Source organism: Bacillus sp. FSL K6-3431 (assembly GCF_038002605.1).
Lineage (GTDB): Bacteria > Bacillota > Bacilli > Bacillales > Bacillaceae_C > Lederbergia.
Map to the genome: position 1 here is coordinate 2,748,207 of NZ_JBBOCT010000001.1, position 17,904 is coordinate 2,766,110.

General features: G+C 37.0%; 15 protein-coding genes. 2 read left to right on the forward strand and 13 right to left on the reverse strand.

Annotated features, from left to right (window positions below; translation table 11 throughout):
- Nucleotides 1–328: 328 nt before the first annotated feature.
- From MHB53_RS13590 to MHB53_RS13600, 3 genes are all read right to left on the reverse strand, one after another.
- Complete coding sequence (locus MHB53_RS13590) at nucleotides 329–1,096, reverse strand: tyrosine-protein phosphatase (RefSeq protein ID WP_340919193.1); 768 nt, start codon at nucleotides 1,094–1,096, stop codon at nucleotides 329–331.
- Between the two features lie 88 nt (nucleotides 1,097–1,184).
- Nucleotides 1,185–1,886 (reverse strand): CpsD/CapB family tyrosine-protein kinase, encoded by a 702-nt coding sequence (locus tag MHB53_RS13595; RefSeq protein WP_340919196.1) that lies wholly within the window; start codon nucleotides 1,884–1,886, stop codon nucleotides 1,185–1,187.
- Nucleotides 1,876–2,619, reverse strand: coding sequence for a YveK family protein (locus tag MHB53_RS13600; protein WP_340919199.1), 744 nt, complete (start codon nucleotides 2,617–2,619; stop codon nucleotides 1,876–1,878). The genes MHB53_RS13595 and MHB53_RS13600 overlap by 11 nt, the downstream gene beginning before the upstream one ends.
- A 186-nt stretch (nucleotides 2,620–2,805) precedes the next feature.
- Here MHB53_RS13600 and MHB53_RS13605 point away from each other — a divergent pair, with 186 nt between their 5' ends.
- A complete protein-coding gene (locus tag MHB53_RS13605; RefSeq protein ID WP_340919202.1) occupies nucleotides 2,806–3,606 on the forward strand; it encodes an SGNH/GDSL hydrolase family protein in 801 nt (266 codons plus the stop codon).
- A 136-nt stretch (nucleotides 3,607–3,742) separates the two neighbouring features.
- Here MHB53_RS13605 and MHB53_RS13610 read toward each other — a convergent pair whose 3' ends face one another.
- From MHB53_RS13610 to MHB53_RS13650, 9 genes are all read right to left on the reverse strand, one after another.
- Nucleotides 3,743–5,236, reverse strand: a complete 1,494-nt coding sequence (locus MHB53_RS13610; protein ID WP_340919207.1) for a response regulator transcription factor — start codon at nucleotides 5,234–5,236, stop codon at nucleotides 3,743–3,745.
- A 1-nt stretch (nucleotide 5,237) separates the two neighbouring features.
- Nucleotides 5,238–7,079, reverse strand: a complete 1,842-nt coding sequence (locus MHB53_RS13615) for a sensor histidine kinase (protein WP_340919209.1) — start codon at nucleotides 7,077–7,079, stop codon at nucleotides 5,238–5,240.
- Nucleotides 7,080–7,648: 569 nt separating this feature from the next.
- Complete coding sequence (locus tag MHB53_RS13620) at nucleotides 7,649–9,298, reverse strand: extracellular solute-binding protein (protein ID WP_340919212.1); 1,650 nt, start codon at nucleotides 9,296–9,298, stop codon at nucleotides 7,649–7,651.
- 29 nt (nucleotides 9,299–9,327) lie between these two features.
- On the reverse strand, nucleotides 9,328–10,227 hold the full coding sequence (locus MHB53_RS13625; RefSeq protein WP_340919214.1) for a carbohydrate ABC transporter permease: 900 nt from the start codon (nucleotides 10,225–10,227) through the stop codon (nucleotides 9,328–9,330).
- Nucleotides 10,228–10,238: 11 nt separating this feature from the next.
- The gene (locus MHB53_RS13630; protein ID WP_340924708.1) at nucleotides 10,239–11,171 is read right to left on the reverse strand and encodes an ABC transporter permease; all 933 of its coding nucleotides are present in this window, start codon (nucleotides 11,169–11,171) and stop codon (nucleotides 10,239–10,241) included.
- Nucleotides 11,172–11,347: 176 nt separating this feature from the next.
- Nucleotides 11,348–11,896 (reverse strand): transposase, encoded by a 549-nt coding sequence (locus MHB53_RS13635; protein ID WP_340919217.1) that lies wholly within the window; start codon nucleotides 11,894–11,896, stop codon nucleotides 11,348–11,350.
- A gap of 178 nt (nucleotides 11,897–12,074) precedes the next feature.
- On the reverse strand, nucleotides 12,075–13,406 hold the full coding sequence (locus MHB53_RS13640) for an ABC transporter substrate-binding protein (RefSeq protein WP_340919218.1): 1,332 nt from the start codon (nucleotides 13,404–13,406) through the stop codon (nucleotides 12,075–12,077).
- Between the two features lie 380 nt (nucleotides 13,407–13,786).
- Complete coding sequence (locus MHB53_RS13645; RefSeq protein ID WP_340919222.1) at nucleotides 13,787–14,551, reverse strand: tyrosine-protein phosphatase; 765 nt, start codon at nucleotides 14,549–14,551, stop codon at nucleotides 13,787–13,789.
- Between the two features lie 322 nt (nucleotides 14,552–14,873).
- Nucleotides 14,874–15,080, reverse strand: coding sequence for a hypothetical protein (locus tag MHB53_RS13650; protein WP_340919225.1), 207 nt, complete (start codon nucleotides 15,078–15,080; stop codon nucleotides 14,874–14,876).
- A 292-nt stretch (nucleotides 15,081–15,372) separates the two neighbouring features.
- Between MHB53_RS13650 and MHB53_RS13655 the strand changes: the two genes are divergently transcribed.
- Entirely contained in the window at nucleotides 15,373–15,468 is a 96-nt protein-coding gene (locus MHB53_RS13655) for a hypothetical protein (RefSeq protein WP_445661523.1), read from the forward strand.
- Between the two features lie 352 nt (nucleotides 15,469–15,820).
- Here MHB53_RS13655 and MHB53_RS13660 read toward each other — a convergent pair whose 3' ends face one another.
- Nucleotides 15,821–17,860, reverse strand: a complete 2,040-nt coding sequence (locus MHB53_RS13660; protein WP_340919226.1) for a glycosyltransferase — start codon at nucleotides 17,858–17,860, stop codon at nucleotides 15,821–15,823.
- Nucleotides 17,861–17,904: the final 44 nt, after the last annotated feature.

The following is a 17,904-nucleotide window of genomic DNA, read 5'->3' on the forward strand; positions in this document are numbered from 1 at the left end:
CTTGCATCCCTTCTTTTCTTATAAATTTTAAAATGAATTACGAATGGCATTTCCACCCAATATTGCCTACTGTTCATTAGCATTAGAAAAAGTAAATGTCTAACGAAAGCGCTCACATACGTTGCGCGCTTTCATTAGACATCTAGTTTATATTTTAAAATATCGGGCATTCAACCCGCCCTCACACCATACTATTGATAACAAACTGCATCTAAGGCAAAACTCGTTTTGCCCACAGCATAGCCGAGTACCTCCAAGGATAACGGATAGGAGATATAACCGAAATATATATTTCACATCTACGCAGCAGAAACATCGTGTTGTTTTTTTAGAAGAATCCTAGTATTTTCTTTCTCTTGATCGGTGTTGGAATGTCTCTATCTATATCCTTACCAGCTATAACCAATTCCGCATTATCCATAAAGTAATATAAGGAATCGGTTCCGTATTTCTTTTCTAGTAGTTCATGTGCTACTTCCATTTTAAAGCTACGCTTTGTGATATTATGCGCATCTGAAGCAAGGAAGTGGGTCAGATTGGATTCTATCAGGTCAAAGGTGAACTTCTGGATTTTTTTACCGAAATATCCCGTAAAACTTCCGGCGGTAATTTGCGTTGCTACCCCATCTTGTACGAGTTTATACAATTTGTCTGGATGTTCGATGAGTTCTACATTCCGCTCTGGATGAACAATGACAGGAGTTAATCCTTTCATTTGTAAATCAAAGCAAAGTCGATTTGTATAGCGAGGAACGTGATTCGATGGTAATTCAATGAATAAGTAGTTTGATGCATTACCTAGAGTCAAAATTTCGCCAGCTTCATAGTCTTCTAATATATCACCATAAATGCGTGTTTCCTGCCCAGGTAAGATCGAAAGATTAATATTTTCTGATTGTAAAGCATCATTTAACTCTTCTGTTCTTTGTATGATTTCAGCTTTGTAATTATTGTAAGAGCCATTTTTATGATGAGGAGTAGCGATGATCGTATGGATACCTTCTTTTACCGCTTGTTTTGCCATTGCTAAGCTATCGCCAAGATCACGGGCTCCGTCATCAATACCTGGTAAAATATGACAGTGAATATCAATCATCGCAAATCCTCCTTTATTTCAATTAGAACTTTAGCGCTATGTTAATATACTATATCACGTCGATTTGTAAACTTATCCCCAGATATAGTTATTCATTTCCATAATAGTAATGATAATCATTATTCGTCATTTTTTTGTTATTCAAGACGACACCAAGCAACTTCGCTTTTGCTGAATGCAGCAACTCTTTTGTCTTCTGTGCATTCTCCACATCTGTATTTCCGCTAGAAATAACAAGGATTGTTCCATCACATTGATTTGATAATACTTGCGCATCCGTAACAGCAAGAACAGGTGGCGTATCAAAAATAACAATATCGTATAGATCTAATGCTTCTTCAAAGAAATATTTCATTGCTTTTGAGCTTAATAATTCTGCTGGATTTGGCGGAATTGGCCCAGAAGTCAGTATATCCAAGCCTTCCAATTTTGACGCTTTGACTGACTCATTTACGCTCATTTTACGTGTTAACACATTTGTCAGACCATATAGATTATTCATGCTAAACGTATATTGCACTGTCGGCTTTCTCATGTCGGCATCAACAAGCAGTACTTTTTTCCCTTGTTGAGCAAACACAATCGCTAGGTTAGCTGTCGTCGTCGATTTACCCTCCCCAGGACCTGTAGAAGTCACCATCAACGTACGAATTTCTTCATCAATTGCAGAAAACTCAATATTTGTACGAATTGTTCGATATTGTTCAGAAACCGGTGACTTGGGATTAAGCATGGCAATTAACTTACGCTTCGTATTAACCAATTCTTTTACTTGTTTTTTAAGAGCCAACTGTTTCACCCCTTACTTTCGATTTCCGGTCTAATCTAGTTGATCGAATTTCCTTCTGATCATCAAATGTGGCTATTGCTCCAAGTACTGGCAATTCTAATAGTTTCTCCACATCTTGCTCTGTTTTTATTGTATTATCCAAATATTCAAGCAAGAATGCTACGCCGATTCCTGCCATTGCGCCAACAACTAATGCGATCGCTATATTCAACACTGGTTGTGGCTTTACAGGAGAGGTATTTTCTCCAACTTCCGCTTTTGCTAAAATACTGACATTATTAACATTCATAATACTGCCAATTTCTTTTTGAAATACTTCCGCCACTTTATTCGCAATCTCCGCTGCTTGGTGTGGACTTGGATCCTGTACAGTCACGTTAACAACTTGTGAATCCTTTTCACTTTGAACGGAAACTTTTTCATTTAGCTGTCCAACCGACATATCTAGTCCAAGATCTTCAATAACGATATCAAGAATGGCCGGACTTTTCATAATGACATTATATGTGTTGATCAACTGCAAATTTGTTTGAATCTCTGCTGGATTATATATTGGCTGATCACTTTTCTCCTGGTTTACTAGTAATTGTGTAGATGATTGATAGATTGGTGTCAGCACAAAAAAACTGACAGCTCCACTAACTACTACCGCTGCCAATGTTATAAGTACAATTAAATTCATTCGCTTACGTAAGGTTTGCATAAGCTCTTTCAAGCTGATTGTTTCTTCCATGTTATCCTCCCTGGACGACTCATATTAATTTATGTATTATTATAACATAGGTTTTATTGTAGGAATAGAGTACTAGAAGTAATTATATGTCGTTTCATCAAGAATTGGAAGTTTTTTTGTAAAAAAGGGACTTTTTATATATAATTAAAATTCTATTAATAAAGAGGAAGTTCAGGGGGGAAAGTTATGCGTACGGCATTAACGTATTTAGCCATTATAGCCTGTGGGATATTTCTGGTTAGCGGTTACCTTTATTGGAAAGAGCAAACAAATAATGCAGTTGGAACCAACGAAAAAGCTGGGCCGGTCGTTTCAAACAAAGAAAGTGACGAAAAAAAAACCACAAAAACGTCCGCTGATCCAAACTTACTCTTAATGACAGGTAATTGGCCCGAAAAAGCACAAGAGACTTTTGAAGAAGCAATAGATGTAGGACGCACTTATAAAGTAGCGATTGTTGGTTCTGCCGCATTGGGAAAAGATAATAATGGCTGGTCTGACATGTTGAAGGAAGAATTAGTTGCTATATATGGAAAAAATAACTTGGAAATATCTATATTTGAATATCCAGTAAGATCAGATCAATTTATCGCTGAAGGATATGATGAAGAAGTAGCAGCATACAAACCTGACCTCATATTGTTTGAGCCTTTTAATTTAAATGATAATGGGAACCTTGGCACTTCGGAAAACCATGAGAACATTATGAGTGTGATAAAAACATTAGAAAAAGCAAACGAGAAAGCAGTCGTTATTTTGCAGCCCCCACATCCAGTTGTCTCCACTATATACCCATCGCAAGTGGATGAGCTAAAAGATTTTGCGGAAGAACAAGAACTTGTTTATTTAGATCACTGGCCAAACTGGCCTGATACAGATGACGAGACGTTAAATGACTATTTAATGGATCCAGCAAGCGCACCAAATGAAAAGGGTCATGAGCTTTGGTTTAAGTTTTTAAAGGAATATTTTATATCTGATAAGTGATACAACTCAGGTGACGATCTAGATTAGTAGTAAAGTACTAATCAAACGTTTGATTAGTTCTATAAAAAGAAGGAAGCAACAGTTTTTAAAGACTATTGCTTCCCTCTTTTCCTTTAGCCCTTTAACGGAGCTAGGGTCAGACCCCTCGATTATATTCCTTCGGAGATACACCTTCTAGTTCTCGAAAGACTCTCGTAAACTGTTTTGGATTCTTATAGCCTACCATATAACTAATTTCAAAAATCTTTAAGTCCGGACTTGTAAGTAGTTTTTTTGATTGGTTTACACGGACTTTTTTTAGGTAATCAACAAAGCTATTTCCTGTGTATTCCTTGAACATATGGCTAAAATAGGAATAGTTAAGTGATACATGATTAGAAACGACAGCCATGTTTAAATCCTTGTGATAATTTTCATGAATATATCTAATTGCCTTTTCCATGTTTTTCTGCTCAGAATACACCGATTTTAACTGCTTACTATATTCATGTAAAAGTAAAATCAATTGTTCTAAAGCGTAATAATAATCATAAAAATTTTCGAAGTTGTACATATCTCCTACTTTGTCATGATGCTTCAAAATTTCAATTGATTCCTCTCCAAGTTTACTATAAGCTGAGTCCAGAATAATCGTATTAATCGCAATATGAAGTTTTTCCATATATGCGATGCCAAGTGTCGATATCTCCCCTACATTTAATACTTCTAATAAACGTGTTTTAATTTCCTGGTCACGATTCGTACCGAGCATATTAGCAATTTTCTTCAAGTCATCGATTGGTACATTTTTATCTACATCTTTATGCTTCAAGTCTGCGTATTGTATGCATGTTTTCCCTGTAAATAGAAAGTGATTTTTCAAAGCAAAGATAGATTGTTCATATGCCTTTTTCATTTTACTATAATAATATTGCTTTTCACTTACGCCAATTGCGCAATCTTTTCCTTCGTATTGTAAGCTGATCTCTGTAAATATTGAGGCAGTCGATGTAATAAGGACCATGTTTCTATTTTTATCGGAAAAACAAAGTACTTCTTCCCCGCTCTTGCGTTTAGTTGTTATTGCTCTTATTTGTGCTAGTTTTTCTGTACCATTATCTATCATTGCCCCTACATAATAGCCTCCAGAAAACCGTCCTAACAACACCTTCAAACAAATTGCCTCTATCTCTTTTTCTATAATATTGGGATGAATAAAAATATAATTTAATTGATTTGCTCGATACTCGTCAAAATCATTCGTGGCATCATTTGCACTTTCAACGTCCTGTAATATTCGTTCTAATGTGTCATATAATTCATTACGATTAATCGGTTTTAACAAATAGTCCTTTACTTGATATTTAATTGCTTGCTTCGCATATTCAAAATCATCATAACCACTAATAATAATCACTTCGGGTTTACATTTTAGCTTCTGAATTTCTTTCACAAGTCGAATGCCATCCATTTCCGGCATTTTAATATCTGTCAGTAAAATATCCACTTCATCTGTTTGCATTAGTTCAAGCGCACTGACTCCATTGTTTGCTACGATACATTCAAATGTCTGTGGAAATTTCCTTGTAATCATTGCCTGAATACCATGGCGAATATTTCGTTCATCGTCAACAATTAGTACTTTATACATCTTAGCTACTCCCCCTTATGATTAAATAAGGTAGTTTAAGCACAACGGTTGTATGTGCATCTAACTCACTACTTACATGGATGCCATATTCTTTCCCATAAAATAAAGCTATTCTTTCATTTACATTTTTTAGACCGATCCCATTTCCGGTTTGCGATTGTATTTCCATTTTATCGATAGGACTTTGTATGCTTTCATTTAACCTGCTTACTTGTTCAGGATCCATTCCTACACCATTGTCTTTTATTTCAATATAAACACACTGGCTTTCCATATACGCATGTAAATAAATAGTCCCTTGTCTTTTCGATCCGTAAGACTCTATTCCATGTTTAATCGCATTTTCAACGATTGGTTGAAGTGATAGTTTTAAAATCCCTTGTTCCAGTAGCTTTTCTGGAATATCTACTTCAAACAGGACCGGGTTATCCAACCGCAGATTCATTATGTCAATATAATTTTTAATATGATTGATTTCTTCATTTAATACGACAAATTCATTTTTCCATTTAATATTGTAGCGCATCATTTCCCCTAAGGATGTTAGCGAATCAGAAATTTCATATTTACCATCGATTTCGGCCATCATTTTTATATTTTCCAATGTATTATAAAGAAAATGCGAATCAATTTGGTTTTTCAATGCTTTTAATTCTGTATCTTTAGTCACTGCTTGTTTATAAACGGCTTCGGCAATTAACTTATTTATTTTACTAAGCATATTCCGAAAATGATATGCGAGTAACGCAAATTCGCCATGTCCCTCAATATCAATTTTTGTAGAGAAGTCTCCTTTTTCCACTTGCTTCATATTATCTATTAATTTATACATTCTTTTAAGTAGAGCTGAGATCATCACATAGGTCAAAACAGATAGTAATACTAATAAAACAAAGGCAACACCTAGTGTGAGATTTCGAACTTGTCTCGTTTCTGAATAAAGATCCTGGAGAGAGATAATATTTACCATATAGGCATCAATACCTTCAATAAGCGTAGAAACTACTAAATAGGGTATCTTTCTGTCTGTTAAGAGAAAGCTATTTATTTTCTCCGTATCATCTAAACGAGTCATGATCTCATTGTAATCCGCACGAATAAACTGCTGATCATCTAAAAAAGAATTGGCATTACTTCGAAATATATTATGTTGTTTATTGATCACGATCATTTCAGATGAGCCATCATGCACCGGACTATACATTGTTGGGAAAAAGTTGTTTTGCAGCATTGTGATTTCAATAATCCCTAAGTGCTCCTCATAAGGTTCATTCACTTTTCTCAACAAAGAGATTTTAGGTCTATCTTCTGTAATATGCGATAACAGATCAGTATCCTCTCTTTTTAGCCACCACAATTCCGTTCCATTCCGATCAATCACTTCATCGAACCAAAGATCCTCCTTCACTCGACTTTCACGAAACAATATCGGCCACATTTCATTTAAGGAAGGATCATCGATAAAAAATCTAAAGTGGGCAATACTCGGATTCACCGTCTGAACTTTGATCATTTTAGCGAGATGTTCCGTTTGAAACTCAATCAGTTCCTCCACACTTTTTTCTTCCTTATTACTAACAAAATCAATAATATCATCGTCAGATGCAATGATTTGAGCAGACTCTCGCATCGTTTCAATGTTCTTATCAATATGAATCCTTTCCATTTCCATTAAATACTCATTTTTCCTCGTTATATCCTTGATTGCGCTTTCATAAAAAGCATTGGAATAATTAAATACAATAATAATAACAGGAATCATAAACAGGGTTATATACAATACAATCAATTTATTTTGCAATGATAGCTGACTGAATGCCACATACCCTCTTCTAAATGCCATTTTTTCACCACATCCTACTAAGTACAAGTTCCTATACTCTCATTATGACATAAGGAGGATAAAGACTAGTAGACTTTTTATTATAATAAAATCGCTATGGGAGAGCCAACTTACGTGACATTATGAGCTGCTCAGCTGATTTACTGGCTACTCACGAGATTTACTGGCTACTCACGGGATTTGCTGGCCACTCACCGGATTTGCTGGCCACTCACCGGATTTACTGGGCACTCACCGGATTTACTGGCTACTCACAGGATTTGCTGGCCACTCACGAGATTTACTGGCCGCTCACCAGATTTGCTGGCTACTCACCGGATTTGCTGGCTACTCACCGGATTTGCTGGCTACTCACCGGATTTGCTGGCTACTCACCGGATTTGCTGGCTACTCACGAGATTTGCTGGCTACTCACGGGATTTGCTGGCCACTCACCGGATTTGCTGGCTACTCACGGGATTTATTGGCCACTCACTTGATTTACTGACCGCTCAGTTTATAAGATCTGCATCAGTTAAAAAAAGAGAAAAACCCTCTTAGATTGCAGGATTTCTCTCTATATTAGGGTCTTATTCTTCCATTGCTTTATCAATTTTAGCTTTATTTTCTTCAAATCGTTTTTGTTGGTATTCGCGGACTTTTTCTTGTCCGAGCTTTTCTCGTTTCTCGATGAATTCCTCGTGTATTTCATCGAATTCCTTATCTGATTTAGCTAATATGAGTTTTGGTAATGTTTTACCCCATTCTTGCGCAATTTTACTATTGGCGACGCCTTCTGATGACGTACCTTGCGGGTTAATATCGTCAAAGACGGCAAAACTTTGTGTTTTTCCTTTTGTCCATTCTTCTAATTGTTTCATCGGCTCTTCTGTAGGCGGCTGCCATTGTAGCTGCATATCTGTATCCATCAGCATCCAGAATGTATGCGAAGCACCATATTTTTGGTCAAATGCTGTTCTATCACTATTTAGTAATTCAAATACTTCTGGTTTCCATTGATCTTTTCCATCAATATTTTCATATGTGATCCCTTCTGGTCCAAGATACATATCCTTTTGTCCTTCTTCACTAATCAAATAGCTCATGAAGCGAATCGCTCTCTCTGGGTCTTTCACGTCTTTTGAAATTAATGTGATCGTCCAACCCGATAGTCCATCACCAGAAAGAGTTGGCGTATCCAAGTTCTCATTAGTTGGCCCATCGACAGCCACATAAATGGAATCTGGATCATTTTGGTATAGCGCCAACTGCTGTGCAGCCATGTCACTACGTTGATAAAGCATTGCGAAGTATCGACCTTGCGCAACTTTTTCTTCCATTTGTGGACGCTTATCAATAAAGACATCTTTAGCAAGTAGTCCATCTTCATTTGCTTGTCTAAATACTTTTAGCCATTTTAAATACTCTGGATCAGTAGACCGGTCATATAATTTCCCGTCCTTCTCCATTGGAATCGCTAAAAAGTTTTGTAAATAGCCTTCTAGTGAGTAGTTGCCTGTATCACCAAATTCATGCAATCCAAGTGGAATGAGTGGAACACCATTCACATCAGGGAATTTTTCTTGTGCTGCTTCTAATGCGCTTAAGAAACCTTCTGGTGTGCGCATATCTGGACTGCCTATTGCTTCATACATATCTTTTCTTACTAAAAATGTTTGGTTCGATGGCTTTTGATCTTTATATTTATCAAAATTAGCTGGAGATGACGATGCGTTTGGATAACCATACACATTGCCATTTTCTTGTCTGTACCATTCGAGTTTCCCTTGATCTGACACTTTGAAAAAGTATGGATCATATTTGTCAGCAAGCTCATTTAAAGGTAGAACAAGTTCCCCTTCAATCATTTGTTTCACCGCGTCTTCTCCCCAACCTAATGTGACGAAGTCAGGCAGTTTTCCCGAGGCAATCATCGTATTCATTTTTTCCGCTTCATTGCCTGCTGGAGCAATTAGATTAAGTGTTACTCCTGTTTTTTCTGTAATATATTTGGATGTTTCATCATTTCCCCACTTACTTGCAAACCATGAAAAATTTAGATACCAATCAAAGGTAATCGGCGAAGTATCCTCTTTCCATCCTGGATCATCTGCCGTTAATTCTGTTTGCGGCTTTTCATTAGAAGATGCTTTTTCTTTTTCGCCTTTCGATGAACAAGCTACCATCAATACTGCAATGATGGAGATGACAAACATGAGATATAAGCTTTTTCTGTTCATTTTTCTAACCCCTCTCTTTTTTGTATTTATTAACCTTTCACAGATCCAATTAACATTCCTTTAACAAAATACTTTTGTAAGAATGGATAGACGAGAACAATCGGTAATGTTGTAACAACCATGGTAGCTAATTTAATCGATTGCGATGTGACCGATTTATTCATTACTCCGCCAGGTGCATTGACCATCATCTGATTTGAACTTGATTCCGCGACCACTTTATATAAATAGGTTTGGATCGGCTGCAAATCTGGGTCATTGACAAAAATGATTCCGGCGAAATAATCATTCCATTGATATACCCCTTGGAAAAGCGCGATCGTTGCAATAACTGGCATCGATAATGGGATAACTACTTTTAAAAATATTTTTATATCACTAGCACCATCGATTTTTGCTGCCTCTTCTAGGGAAGTCGGTATCTCTCTAAAGAAGGAAACAAAAATAATTAAGTGAAAGAAATTAAACAAAGCTGGCACGATGTATACGAGAAAGTTATCTAATAGGCCGATATCCCTTAGTAATAGGAAATAAGGAATCAATCCCCCGCTGAAGAACATCGTAACAATCCCTACGAACATGTAGATATTTCTTCCGCGCAATTCTTTACGCGACAATGCATATGCAACCATTGCTGTGAAAAAAACATGTGTAATCGTCCCGATTATCGTTTTGGCAATTGTCACTCCAAAGGAAGTTAGTATCCCTTGATTAGCAAAAACAGCTTTATAATTATCTAGCGTAAAATGTCTTGGCCACCAATAGATGCCCCCTTTCATCGCATCCATGCCTTCGCTCAAGGAATTTACGACGACATACCAAATGGGATATAGTGTGAGAAAACAGATTACCAACATAATGAATACATTCATATTATCAAAGATATATTCACTAGTAGTTCGTCTGTTACGTTTTAATAAATTGAACATTCATGTACCTCCTAAAACAAGGATGTGCCATCGAGTTTTTTCGTTATTTTATTAGCTGATAATAATAGAATGAAAGCAATAATTGACTTTAATAATCCAACCGCTGTAGCATACGAATATCGTGCATTTTGAATACCTACTTGATACACATATATATCGATCACACTACTAGCGCTTTCATTTAAAGCATTTTTCAGAACTAAAATTTGATCGAAGTTCGTATTTAAAATACCACTAACTGCTAAAATAAATAAGATCGTAATCGTCGGTCTAATTGCTGGTAGTGTTACGTGCCACATCCGTTGGAACTTATTCGCTCCATCAATGGTTGCTGCTTCATATAATTCGGTTGATACACCTGCTATTGCTGCTAAATAAATAATCGCAGACCATCCAAGCTCTTTCCAAATGTCCGAGATGATGATAATACTCCAAAAGTATTCCGGTTCTGCTAAAAAATTTAGCCGTTCGCTTGATAGCCCTAAGCCAATCAAAATATCGTTCATGATCCCTACATCTGCTAACCAGGTCGTCAAAATACCGCCTAATACAACCCAAGATAAGAAATGCGGTAAATACGTAATTGTCTGTACAGCCTTTTTAAATTTCAATGACGTTAACTCATTCATCAATAATGCAAAAATAATCGGTAAAGGAAAGCCAATGATCAATTTAATCAAGCTTATCCCTAACGTATTCTTAATTACGATCCAAAAATTATCATCTTGAATAAATTCTTTGAAATGCATCAGCCCAACCCATGGCGCTTCCGCAATCGTCCTAATCACGCTATATTCCTTAAATGCAATAATCAACCCGTACATCGGAATATAATTAAACACCAGCATCCACGCGACACCTAAAATGGCCATAACCTGCAGTTGCCTTTGCGAGATGATATCCTTCATCGCTTTTCTCATCTTCACTTTCTTACTATCGATCATAATAGGCCGTTTCACATCTTTAACCTTTTCCACTTGCTCCTCCATCCAGTTACCACCTCACCCCTCATAACTGACATCTTCTTCCTCTTTATCGTAATAAATTCTAACTGCTGATGTAAGCACTTAAATTTTAGTTAAGGGTGCAGAATTTTAGGTGGGGTCTGACCCCCACCACGTTAATTTGATAAAGTATCTATGCCTTCGATAAAGGCACGGTAATTTTCTATTGCTGGCTCGGGAAAGTAGGATAATGTGCGAGATTTGGAGGTGTGGGGATTTACACTAGAAGAAATATACTCGTTGTAACTGCTCCAATTATACTTTGCTGGATTAGCTACTATTTTCGCTTCTACAGGGTTTAGATGGATGTATTTATTTACTTTGAGGAAATAGTCTACAGATAATATCAATTGAGCACCATATCGTCCCTGAAATAAGTGACCATCGTAGGAGTAACGTTGATTGAAATAAATTGCGTAGCGAGAATTGAGCATTTTCATCATGTGTTGTGGACGGTAATCGATGGTTTCGAGCTGGAGATGGATATGGTTTGTCATGAGGCAGTATGAATGGAGTATACAAGGGAAGACAGAGCGCGCTTCTTCAAACATGGAAAGATAAGTTAATCTGTCCTCCTCGTCGTAAAAGAGTGCTGATCGGCGATTACCTCGTTTCGTTATATGATACATTGCACCTGGAAACCACACTCGCGGTTTTCGAGACATTAATAACACCTCTTTTTGCTATATTTTTTACACATATATACCATTCGACACTTAGCGACTATTTCCTCTTTATATAAAAATGTCTGACCTCCGTTACGTAAAGGCTTTAACATAACGGAGATCAGACACATCTTTATAATATTTTATTACATTAACGCAGCGGGGGTCAGACCCCGATCTACTCTCTCGCCTTCATCTCCGTCACAATCGTAGTATACTCTTCTTCCATCTGCCTAAGATATGTGACGACATCTAAATCAGAGGTGAGGAATTCTCTTGCTTTTTCTGTGATAAAGTTATCGCCATGGAAGGTTACCTGTGGTCCGTATTTGGAATAAGGCGGCAATTCTCCCATCTGGTCGACGAATGGCGCCTGGACGTTATACGTGGCTCCGTCCTCTATGTCCATATTACCAAATAAGGCGAAGACTTCCTCACTGTCATACGTTGGCGCACTTCCAGCGGCGGAGAGGACTTTTTGGCCTTCTTCTGTCGCTAAGTGCGAGATGACAGCCCAGGCGGCTTCTTTGTTTTCACTGTGTTTCGTGATGTTAAATGGCATCGCTGGTGTCGTTGGCGCGATACCAGGCAGATCGTCCCATACGGGCACGGTGGTCATATCGAAATTCAACCCTTCGACTGGAGCGAGTAGCGGCAGCCACGGGGCTGTGCTAATCCACATCGCAATGTTTTGCCCGTTTCCGCCGAAGCCATCTGGGCTAACCTCGTCCACATCCATCAGTCCAGGGATGTTGCGGAGCTCGTCAAGCCAGTCGAACACGAGCTTTGTGTTCGGATCCTGCGCGAATAGAACGTCGCCTGTTTCAGGATCGGTGCCAGGGATAGCGAGCTGGGTATATGGAATCGCATATGATGGTTCGAGTGCTAGCCCTTTGTATTGGACGCCATCGACTTCGCGCGTCAGCCGTTTTGTCAGCTCTAGCGCTTCCTCCCAGGTCATTCCTTCGGCCGGGTAGGGTTCACCGAGCCGGTCGAAAATGTCTTTGTTGTAGTACATGACCAACAGCGTTGATTCAACCGGTAATCCGTATAGGTTCCCCTCGCCAAGAGGATCCATGGCGCGCAAGTTGTCGATGATGCCCTCTCGGAATACACCGAGGTCAAAGCCGCTTTGCTCAATCATATCGTCAATTGGCATGAGCAAGTCGAGATCCTCGATATACTCCAGCGTCGGGATGGTTGGAATAATATCTGGCACTTCGCCACGGGCGAATTGTTCCTGTAAAAACTGGGGATCATTCGGTGATCCGGAGACAAGCTCAAGCGTGATATTTGGATACACTTCGGCTAGTTGCTCCTTATAGCGGCGGCTGAACTCCTCTTCGCCGACATTGATAAGCATCGTGACTGTGGCAGGCTCGCCATCGTATCCCCATGATGTTTCTGCTTCATTCTCGTTGTCCCCTGTTGTTGGCTCTTCCTTATTGCATGCGGCTATTAATAATATGGAGAAAATAATAAAAATAAATAGGTAGTAATTTCTCTTCATTACTAATCCTCCCCTCTTTTTCTTCGTCACGCACTCTCCAGCCTCAGCTTCTTTTTGCTCCCCCTCTTCTTCTCTGTCTCTATCTAGTGTATTTTCAATATAAGGGATGCTATATGAATTTTGTGTGAACTTTTCTAATTATCGGTCAAATCAATAGAAAAGGAGTTGTCTATTTAGCATAGTCATATGGGTTCATAAACAAAAGAGATGTGTCAAAACTAATTTCTAGTTAACACATCTCCTTGTTAATTTGAGGATCTTGGAATAAAGATCGCCATGGGAGCCATTTCAGGAAAAATGTCTCTGTCATAAATCTCTTGATATTATTAGTTATTACCTCATTGCTGTCTTCAGATGTAATAACGGATTGTATTTAATACTTAAAATAGTCCCAGTATTTTTTTCCTTATTCTTTGCGGTGCTTCTCTGTATATGTCTTTTCCCTCCAGTATATGTTCTGCATTACCCATAAAATAGTTTAAGTAATCTGTACCATATTTCTTTTTCACTAGTTCATATGCTTCCTGCATTCTAAAGCTACCTTTGTTCTTATCATGTGCATCTGAAGCTATGAAATGGGTAAGGTTTGACTCGATTAAATGAGCCGTAAATCTTTGTATCTTTTTACCGGAATAACCTGCGAAGCTTGCCGCAGCTATTTGTGTAGCTGCGCCATTCTTTACAAGTCGGTACAGCTTATCAGGTTGTTCTATTATTTCCAAATTCCGCTCCGGCTGAGCGATCACTGGTGTTAAGCCTTTCATCTGAATATCAAAGCAAAGCTGATAAATATTACTTGGAATATGACTTGACGGTAATTCAATCAATAAATAAGTTGATATATCCGCAAGTGTCAAAATCTCACCAGCCCCATAGTCTTCCAGAATCTCATCATAAATTTGGGTCACCTGACCTGGCAAAATCTCAATATGTACGTTTTCTACCTGCAAATATTCTTTCAGCTCTGCCGTCTTATCTATAATATTGACCTTCGGGTTATTGTATTTTTCATTTTTGTGATGGGGCGTCGCAATAATTGTCCGAATCCCTTCTTTTTCCGCCTGTTTTGCCATCAATAGACTTTCAGTGAAGCTACTCGCCCCATCATCCATTCCGGGTAATATATGACATTGAATATCAATCATTAACTTCCCCTCCCATCATTCTCTACTATATCCTAAGACAACTCATATGATGTACCTGGCCATTATGCCTTCTGTGTTGTTTGACTTTTCCGACTACTGGAAACCGATGTATCTTCAAAAAGCCTATATGGAAAATTCAACGAAGAAGGCATCTGCAGTTTTCTCTATTAACAGGATTTACTTCATTATCCTTTTCTCTACTGGCACCTTTGCCAAGGTGTGCCAATAAGGTTTCATCACTATAGTTATTGGGCTCTGACATATTATATGTATGTTTACGATTAACAAAGAATAACCGGCCCTTACTTGCAATGTATTAGCATCACCGTTTAATTCTTCCTTCTTTCATCCAATGATATGCGGAAAATGTTTGGTTAATCGCAATAGAGCTTATAATCGCCCAATAACAATTGTATAACTTGAATGGATCTAATTTTACCTCTGCATCCTGGGCTGTCATGCCGAATTGTAAAACACGTTTTGGATGATAATCAATTGTTTCAAATTGAAGATAAATGTGGTTTTTCATTAGGTGAATTCCAATGCTGACTGAACAAAGTGTTACAACATTAGTCATCGACGGCCAACATGGAGCATTTACTAGCTGATAAAACTAGTTTATAGGTACCGCATGAACCCGGTTGAAAGACAGTATCCACTTCCTTACATATGGCTTTATCGAACAGGGAAAGATAGATAGACCGTCACTGGTCAGCAGACACGGGGGAAACATTCTCGCAAGTTTCTTACCTGGATGGCTATGCGAGGTATCATGTGTTGCCTCATGCCTTGGTAAGGCCATCCAATATTGCCTAAACCAGTTGGATAAATTAATAGGATTTATAGAGATTGGTACGTTAGAAATACATAATATTAGTAGGGAACGCTCCATTAAACCATTTGATATTGGTCGCTAAAATTGGTTGTTGTCAACACGAAACGAGGTCCGAGATCAAGATTCTCTGGACAAATCATCAACTATTCTATCTCTAGCTTTCGCGTCATCGTTTTTTAGGTGGGGATTATTTGACGCTTAAACTAAACTTAAGCACATTCTTTAAATTTGCCGTACACATCAATTCCCATTTTATTATACTCATATCACTCTACCCATGCTCGGCTCACTGTAAAAAAACAAACCTGAAGGCCAATTACTCCTTCAGGTTTTTCACCTATGAAACAATTTTATATTTGTCAATTTCTTCATTATTATACTTTCAATACCCCAACTGATATTACCTTTATCTTATGTCAAAATATAAAATTGACCTATTTTAATTTCAATAAATTATTTAAAAGATTTGGTTTATCCTTTTTTATAATAAACGAAAGATTTCCATGTGGATTAGTATAATATGGTTCAATAGAAATTCCCTGCTTATTACCGATAAGTTTCTTTCGGGTTACCTTCGCTGAATTACTTTTTTTATATCCTATCCTTTTTTCACGATAAAAGTTATTACTATATAAAAATAAATTAATGTCCCAAATACCTTCATATGCCTTGGCGTCTTTCTTGAAGTCGTTAAAACAGAATGTAATATTGATAGTACCATCTGGTCTAATCTCGATGGATTCTCCAACATCAAATTCCTTTTTACTTTCTCTTTCCCTTAAGATAGCTTTTACTTTCAAATCATTTAATTTATTCAATTCTATCTCTGGTATTAGTGTTATTTTTCCTTCAATTGAGTAAGAACATTCTTCTTCGGACACCCAATCAGCATGCTCCATATAAAAATCATAATTCTCTATGTTTTTCTTGTTGGTTCTATTGTCCACAATATCATGAAATAGATTCGACCAATTTGATATAAACTTTTCATTTGAAAACTCTTTTGATTTTATCCGACTATTGTGGGAAAACTCCATTAATCGTTCTTGATCTGATAACATATGGATGATTTTTTTTGCTAATGAATCAATGTCATTCGGTTTAACAAGATAACCGTTAATACCGTCATCAATCATATCCCTAGGTCCATACTTAATATCATAGCAAATTAATGGGCAACCATGAGTCATACTTTCAACTAATGACAATCCAAACCCTTCATATTTACTAGTGAGCATAGAAAAAGAAGATTCTTCAAAAGTTACATCCGGCGAATTTGTGTAACCCATTAAAAAAACATTTTCACCCAGATCTAAATCCTTTATAAGCTTAGCTAAATTACTTTCTTCATCACCAAAACCATAAATCTCAAGTTTCGCATGTGGGATTTCTTTTACAACTTTTGCATAAGCTTTAATTGCATGGTCAATTTGCTTCTCTTCATGATATCTAGCCATCATGACACCTGTATATTTTTTTCTTTCAAAATTAGATCTCTGATTTATAGGTATATCATTTTCTATAGAATGGGGTATTACAAAATAATTATTTCTTACACCAAATCTTTCTACTATGTCATCCTTTTGGTGATTTGTTAATAGCACTAATGCATCTACATTGTTTAAATTATTAAGGACGGGTCTATTTCCTAGCCTTATAACAGAATCTACATGATACGGAGGTCTTAAATGAGTACTGTGTGTCATAAAGATTCGATAAATATGATTACCTTTTAATTTCATTATAGCTGTATCAATCGCTCTTCCATCTACAACCAAAAAGTTATTTTTATTACTGTCTAGATAAGCATCTAACCAATGCACTCTTAAATCGTCTATATTATAAAAAACTTTTACTTTATTCTTTGTGAATAAATGTATTCTTTCTATTTCACTCTTCTCGTTTACAGTTTTATACCAAATATTCAAATAGCACTGACCCGAACTATTAAAATACAACTCTTGTCTAGGCAAACTAGGGCTGTTTAAATAATCCACATGAATTTCTTTTCTTTTATGCCCATAAGAATCGTATTCTTCTCTTTTAATTTTATAATGATTTTCATCAAAGTAATCAATAAATTTAAGCTTACTGTCAGCTCTTTCGAAACTTTTATACATTCTATACATTCCATTTTCGAAATATCTAAAACAATTTCGATTTGGTACGGGATCAATTGCATATCTGTCATCTTCTATAGGATGAATAATTAATTTTTTTGATGTTGTGTCTCCAGAAAGGCTAGCAAACATATTAATTAATCTGATGTTTTTAGGAATATACTTTTCTTTATCTAACATCTCTCTTATTTGATCATAGTCAGTATTATGATTGAAAGTTAGTATTTCAGGCTGTACATCTGCGTATTCAGAGAAAAGTTGTGCTCTCCTAAGCATAGCAGTTGTTAATCCTCCAAAGCTTTCGCCAACATTAGTTAACAAGAAATAATAATTAGATTCTTTAGAAAAACTCACTTTGATCAATACACCCCTTATAATCACTATTAACCTTGGTTTGA

Excerpts from the sequence above, each read along its gene's own strand:
- MHB53_RS13615 (WP_340919209.1), bottom strand. The coding sequence starts at position 7,079 with ATGGCATTTAGAAGAGGGTATGTGGCATTCAGTCAGCTATCATTGCAA.
- MHB53_RS13650 (WP_340919225.1), bottom strand. The coding sequence starts at position 15,080 with ATGAAAAACCACATTTATCTTCAATTTGAAACAATTGATTATCATCCA.
- MHB53_RS13590 (WP_340919193.1), bottom strand. The coding sequence starts at position 1,096 with ATGATTGATATTCACTGTCATATTTTACCAGGTATTGATGACGGAGCC.
- MHB53_RS13630 (WP_340924708.1), bottom strand. The coding sequence starts at position 11,171 with ATGATCGATAGTAAGAAAGTGAAGATGAGAAAAGCGATGAAGGATATC.
- MHB53_RS13625 (WP_340919214.1), bottom strand. The coding sequence starts at position 10,227 with ATGTTCAATTTATTAAAACGTAACAGACGAACTACTAGTGAATATATC.
- MHB53_RS13640 (WP_340919218.1), bottom strand. The coding sequence starts at position 13,406 with ATGAAGAGAAATTACTACCTATTTATTTTTATTATTTTCTCCATATTA.
- MHB53_RS13600 (WP_340919199.1), bottom strand. The coding sequence starts at position 2,619 with ATGGAAGAAACAATCAGCTTGAAAGAGCTTATGCAAACCTTACGTAAG.
- MHB53_RS13620 (WP_340919212.1), bottom strand. The coding sequence starts at position 9,298 with ATGAACAGAAAAAGCTTATATCTCATGTTTGTCATCTCCATCATTGCA.
- MHB53_RS13605 (WP_340919202.1), top strand. The coding sequence starts at position 2,806 with ATGCGTACGGCATTAACGTATTTAGCCATTATAGCCTGTGGGATATTT.
- MHB53_RS13610 (WP_340919207.1), bottom strand. The coding sequence starts at position 5,236 with ATGTATAAAGTACTAATTGTTGACGATGAACGAAATATTCGCCATGGT.
- MHB53_RS13645 (WP_340919222.1), bottom strand. The coding sequence starts at position 14,551 with ATGATTGATATTCAATGTCATATATTACCCGGAATGGATGATGGGGCG.
- MHB53_RS13635 (WP_340919217.1), bottom strand. The coding sequence starts at position 11,896 with ATGTCTCGAAAACCGCGAGTGTGGTTTCCAGGTGCAATGTATCATATA.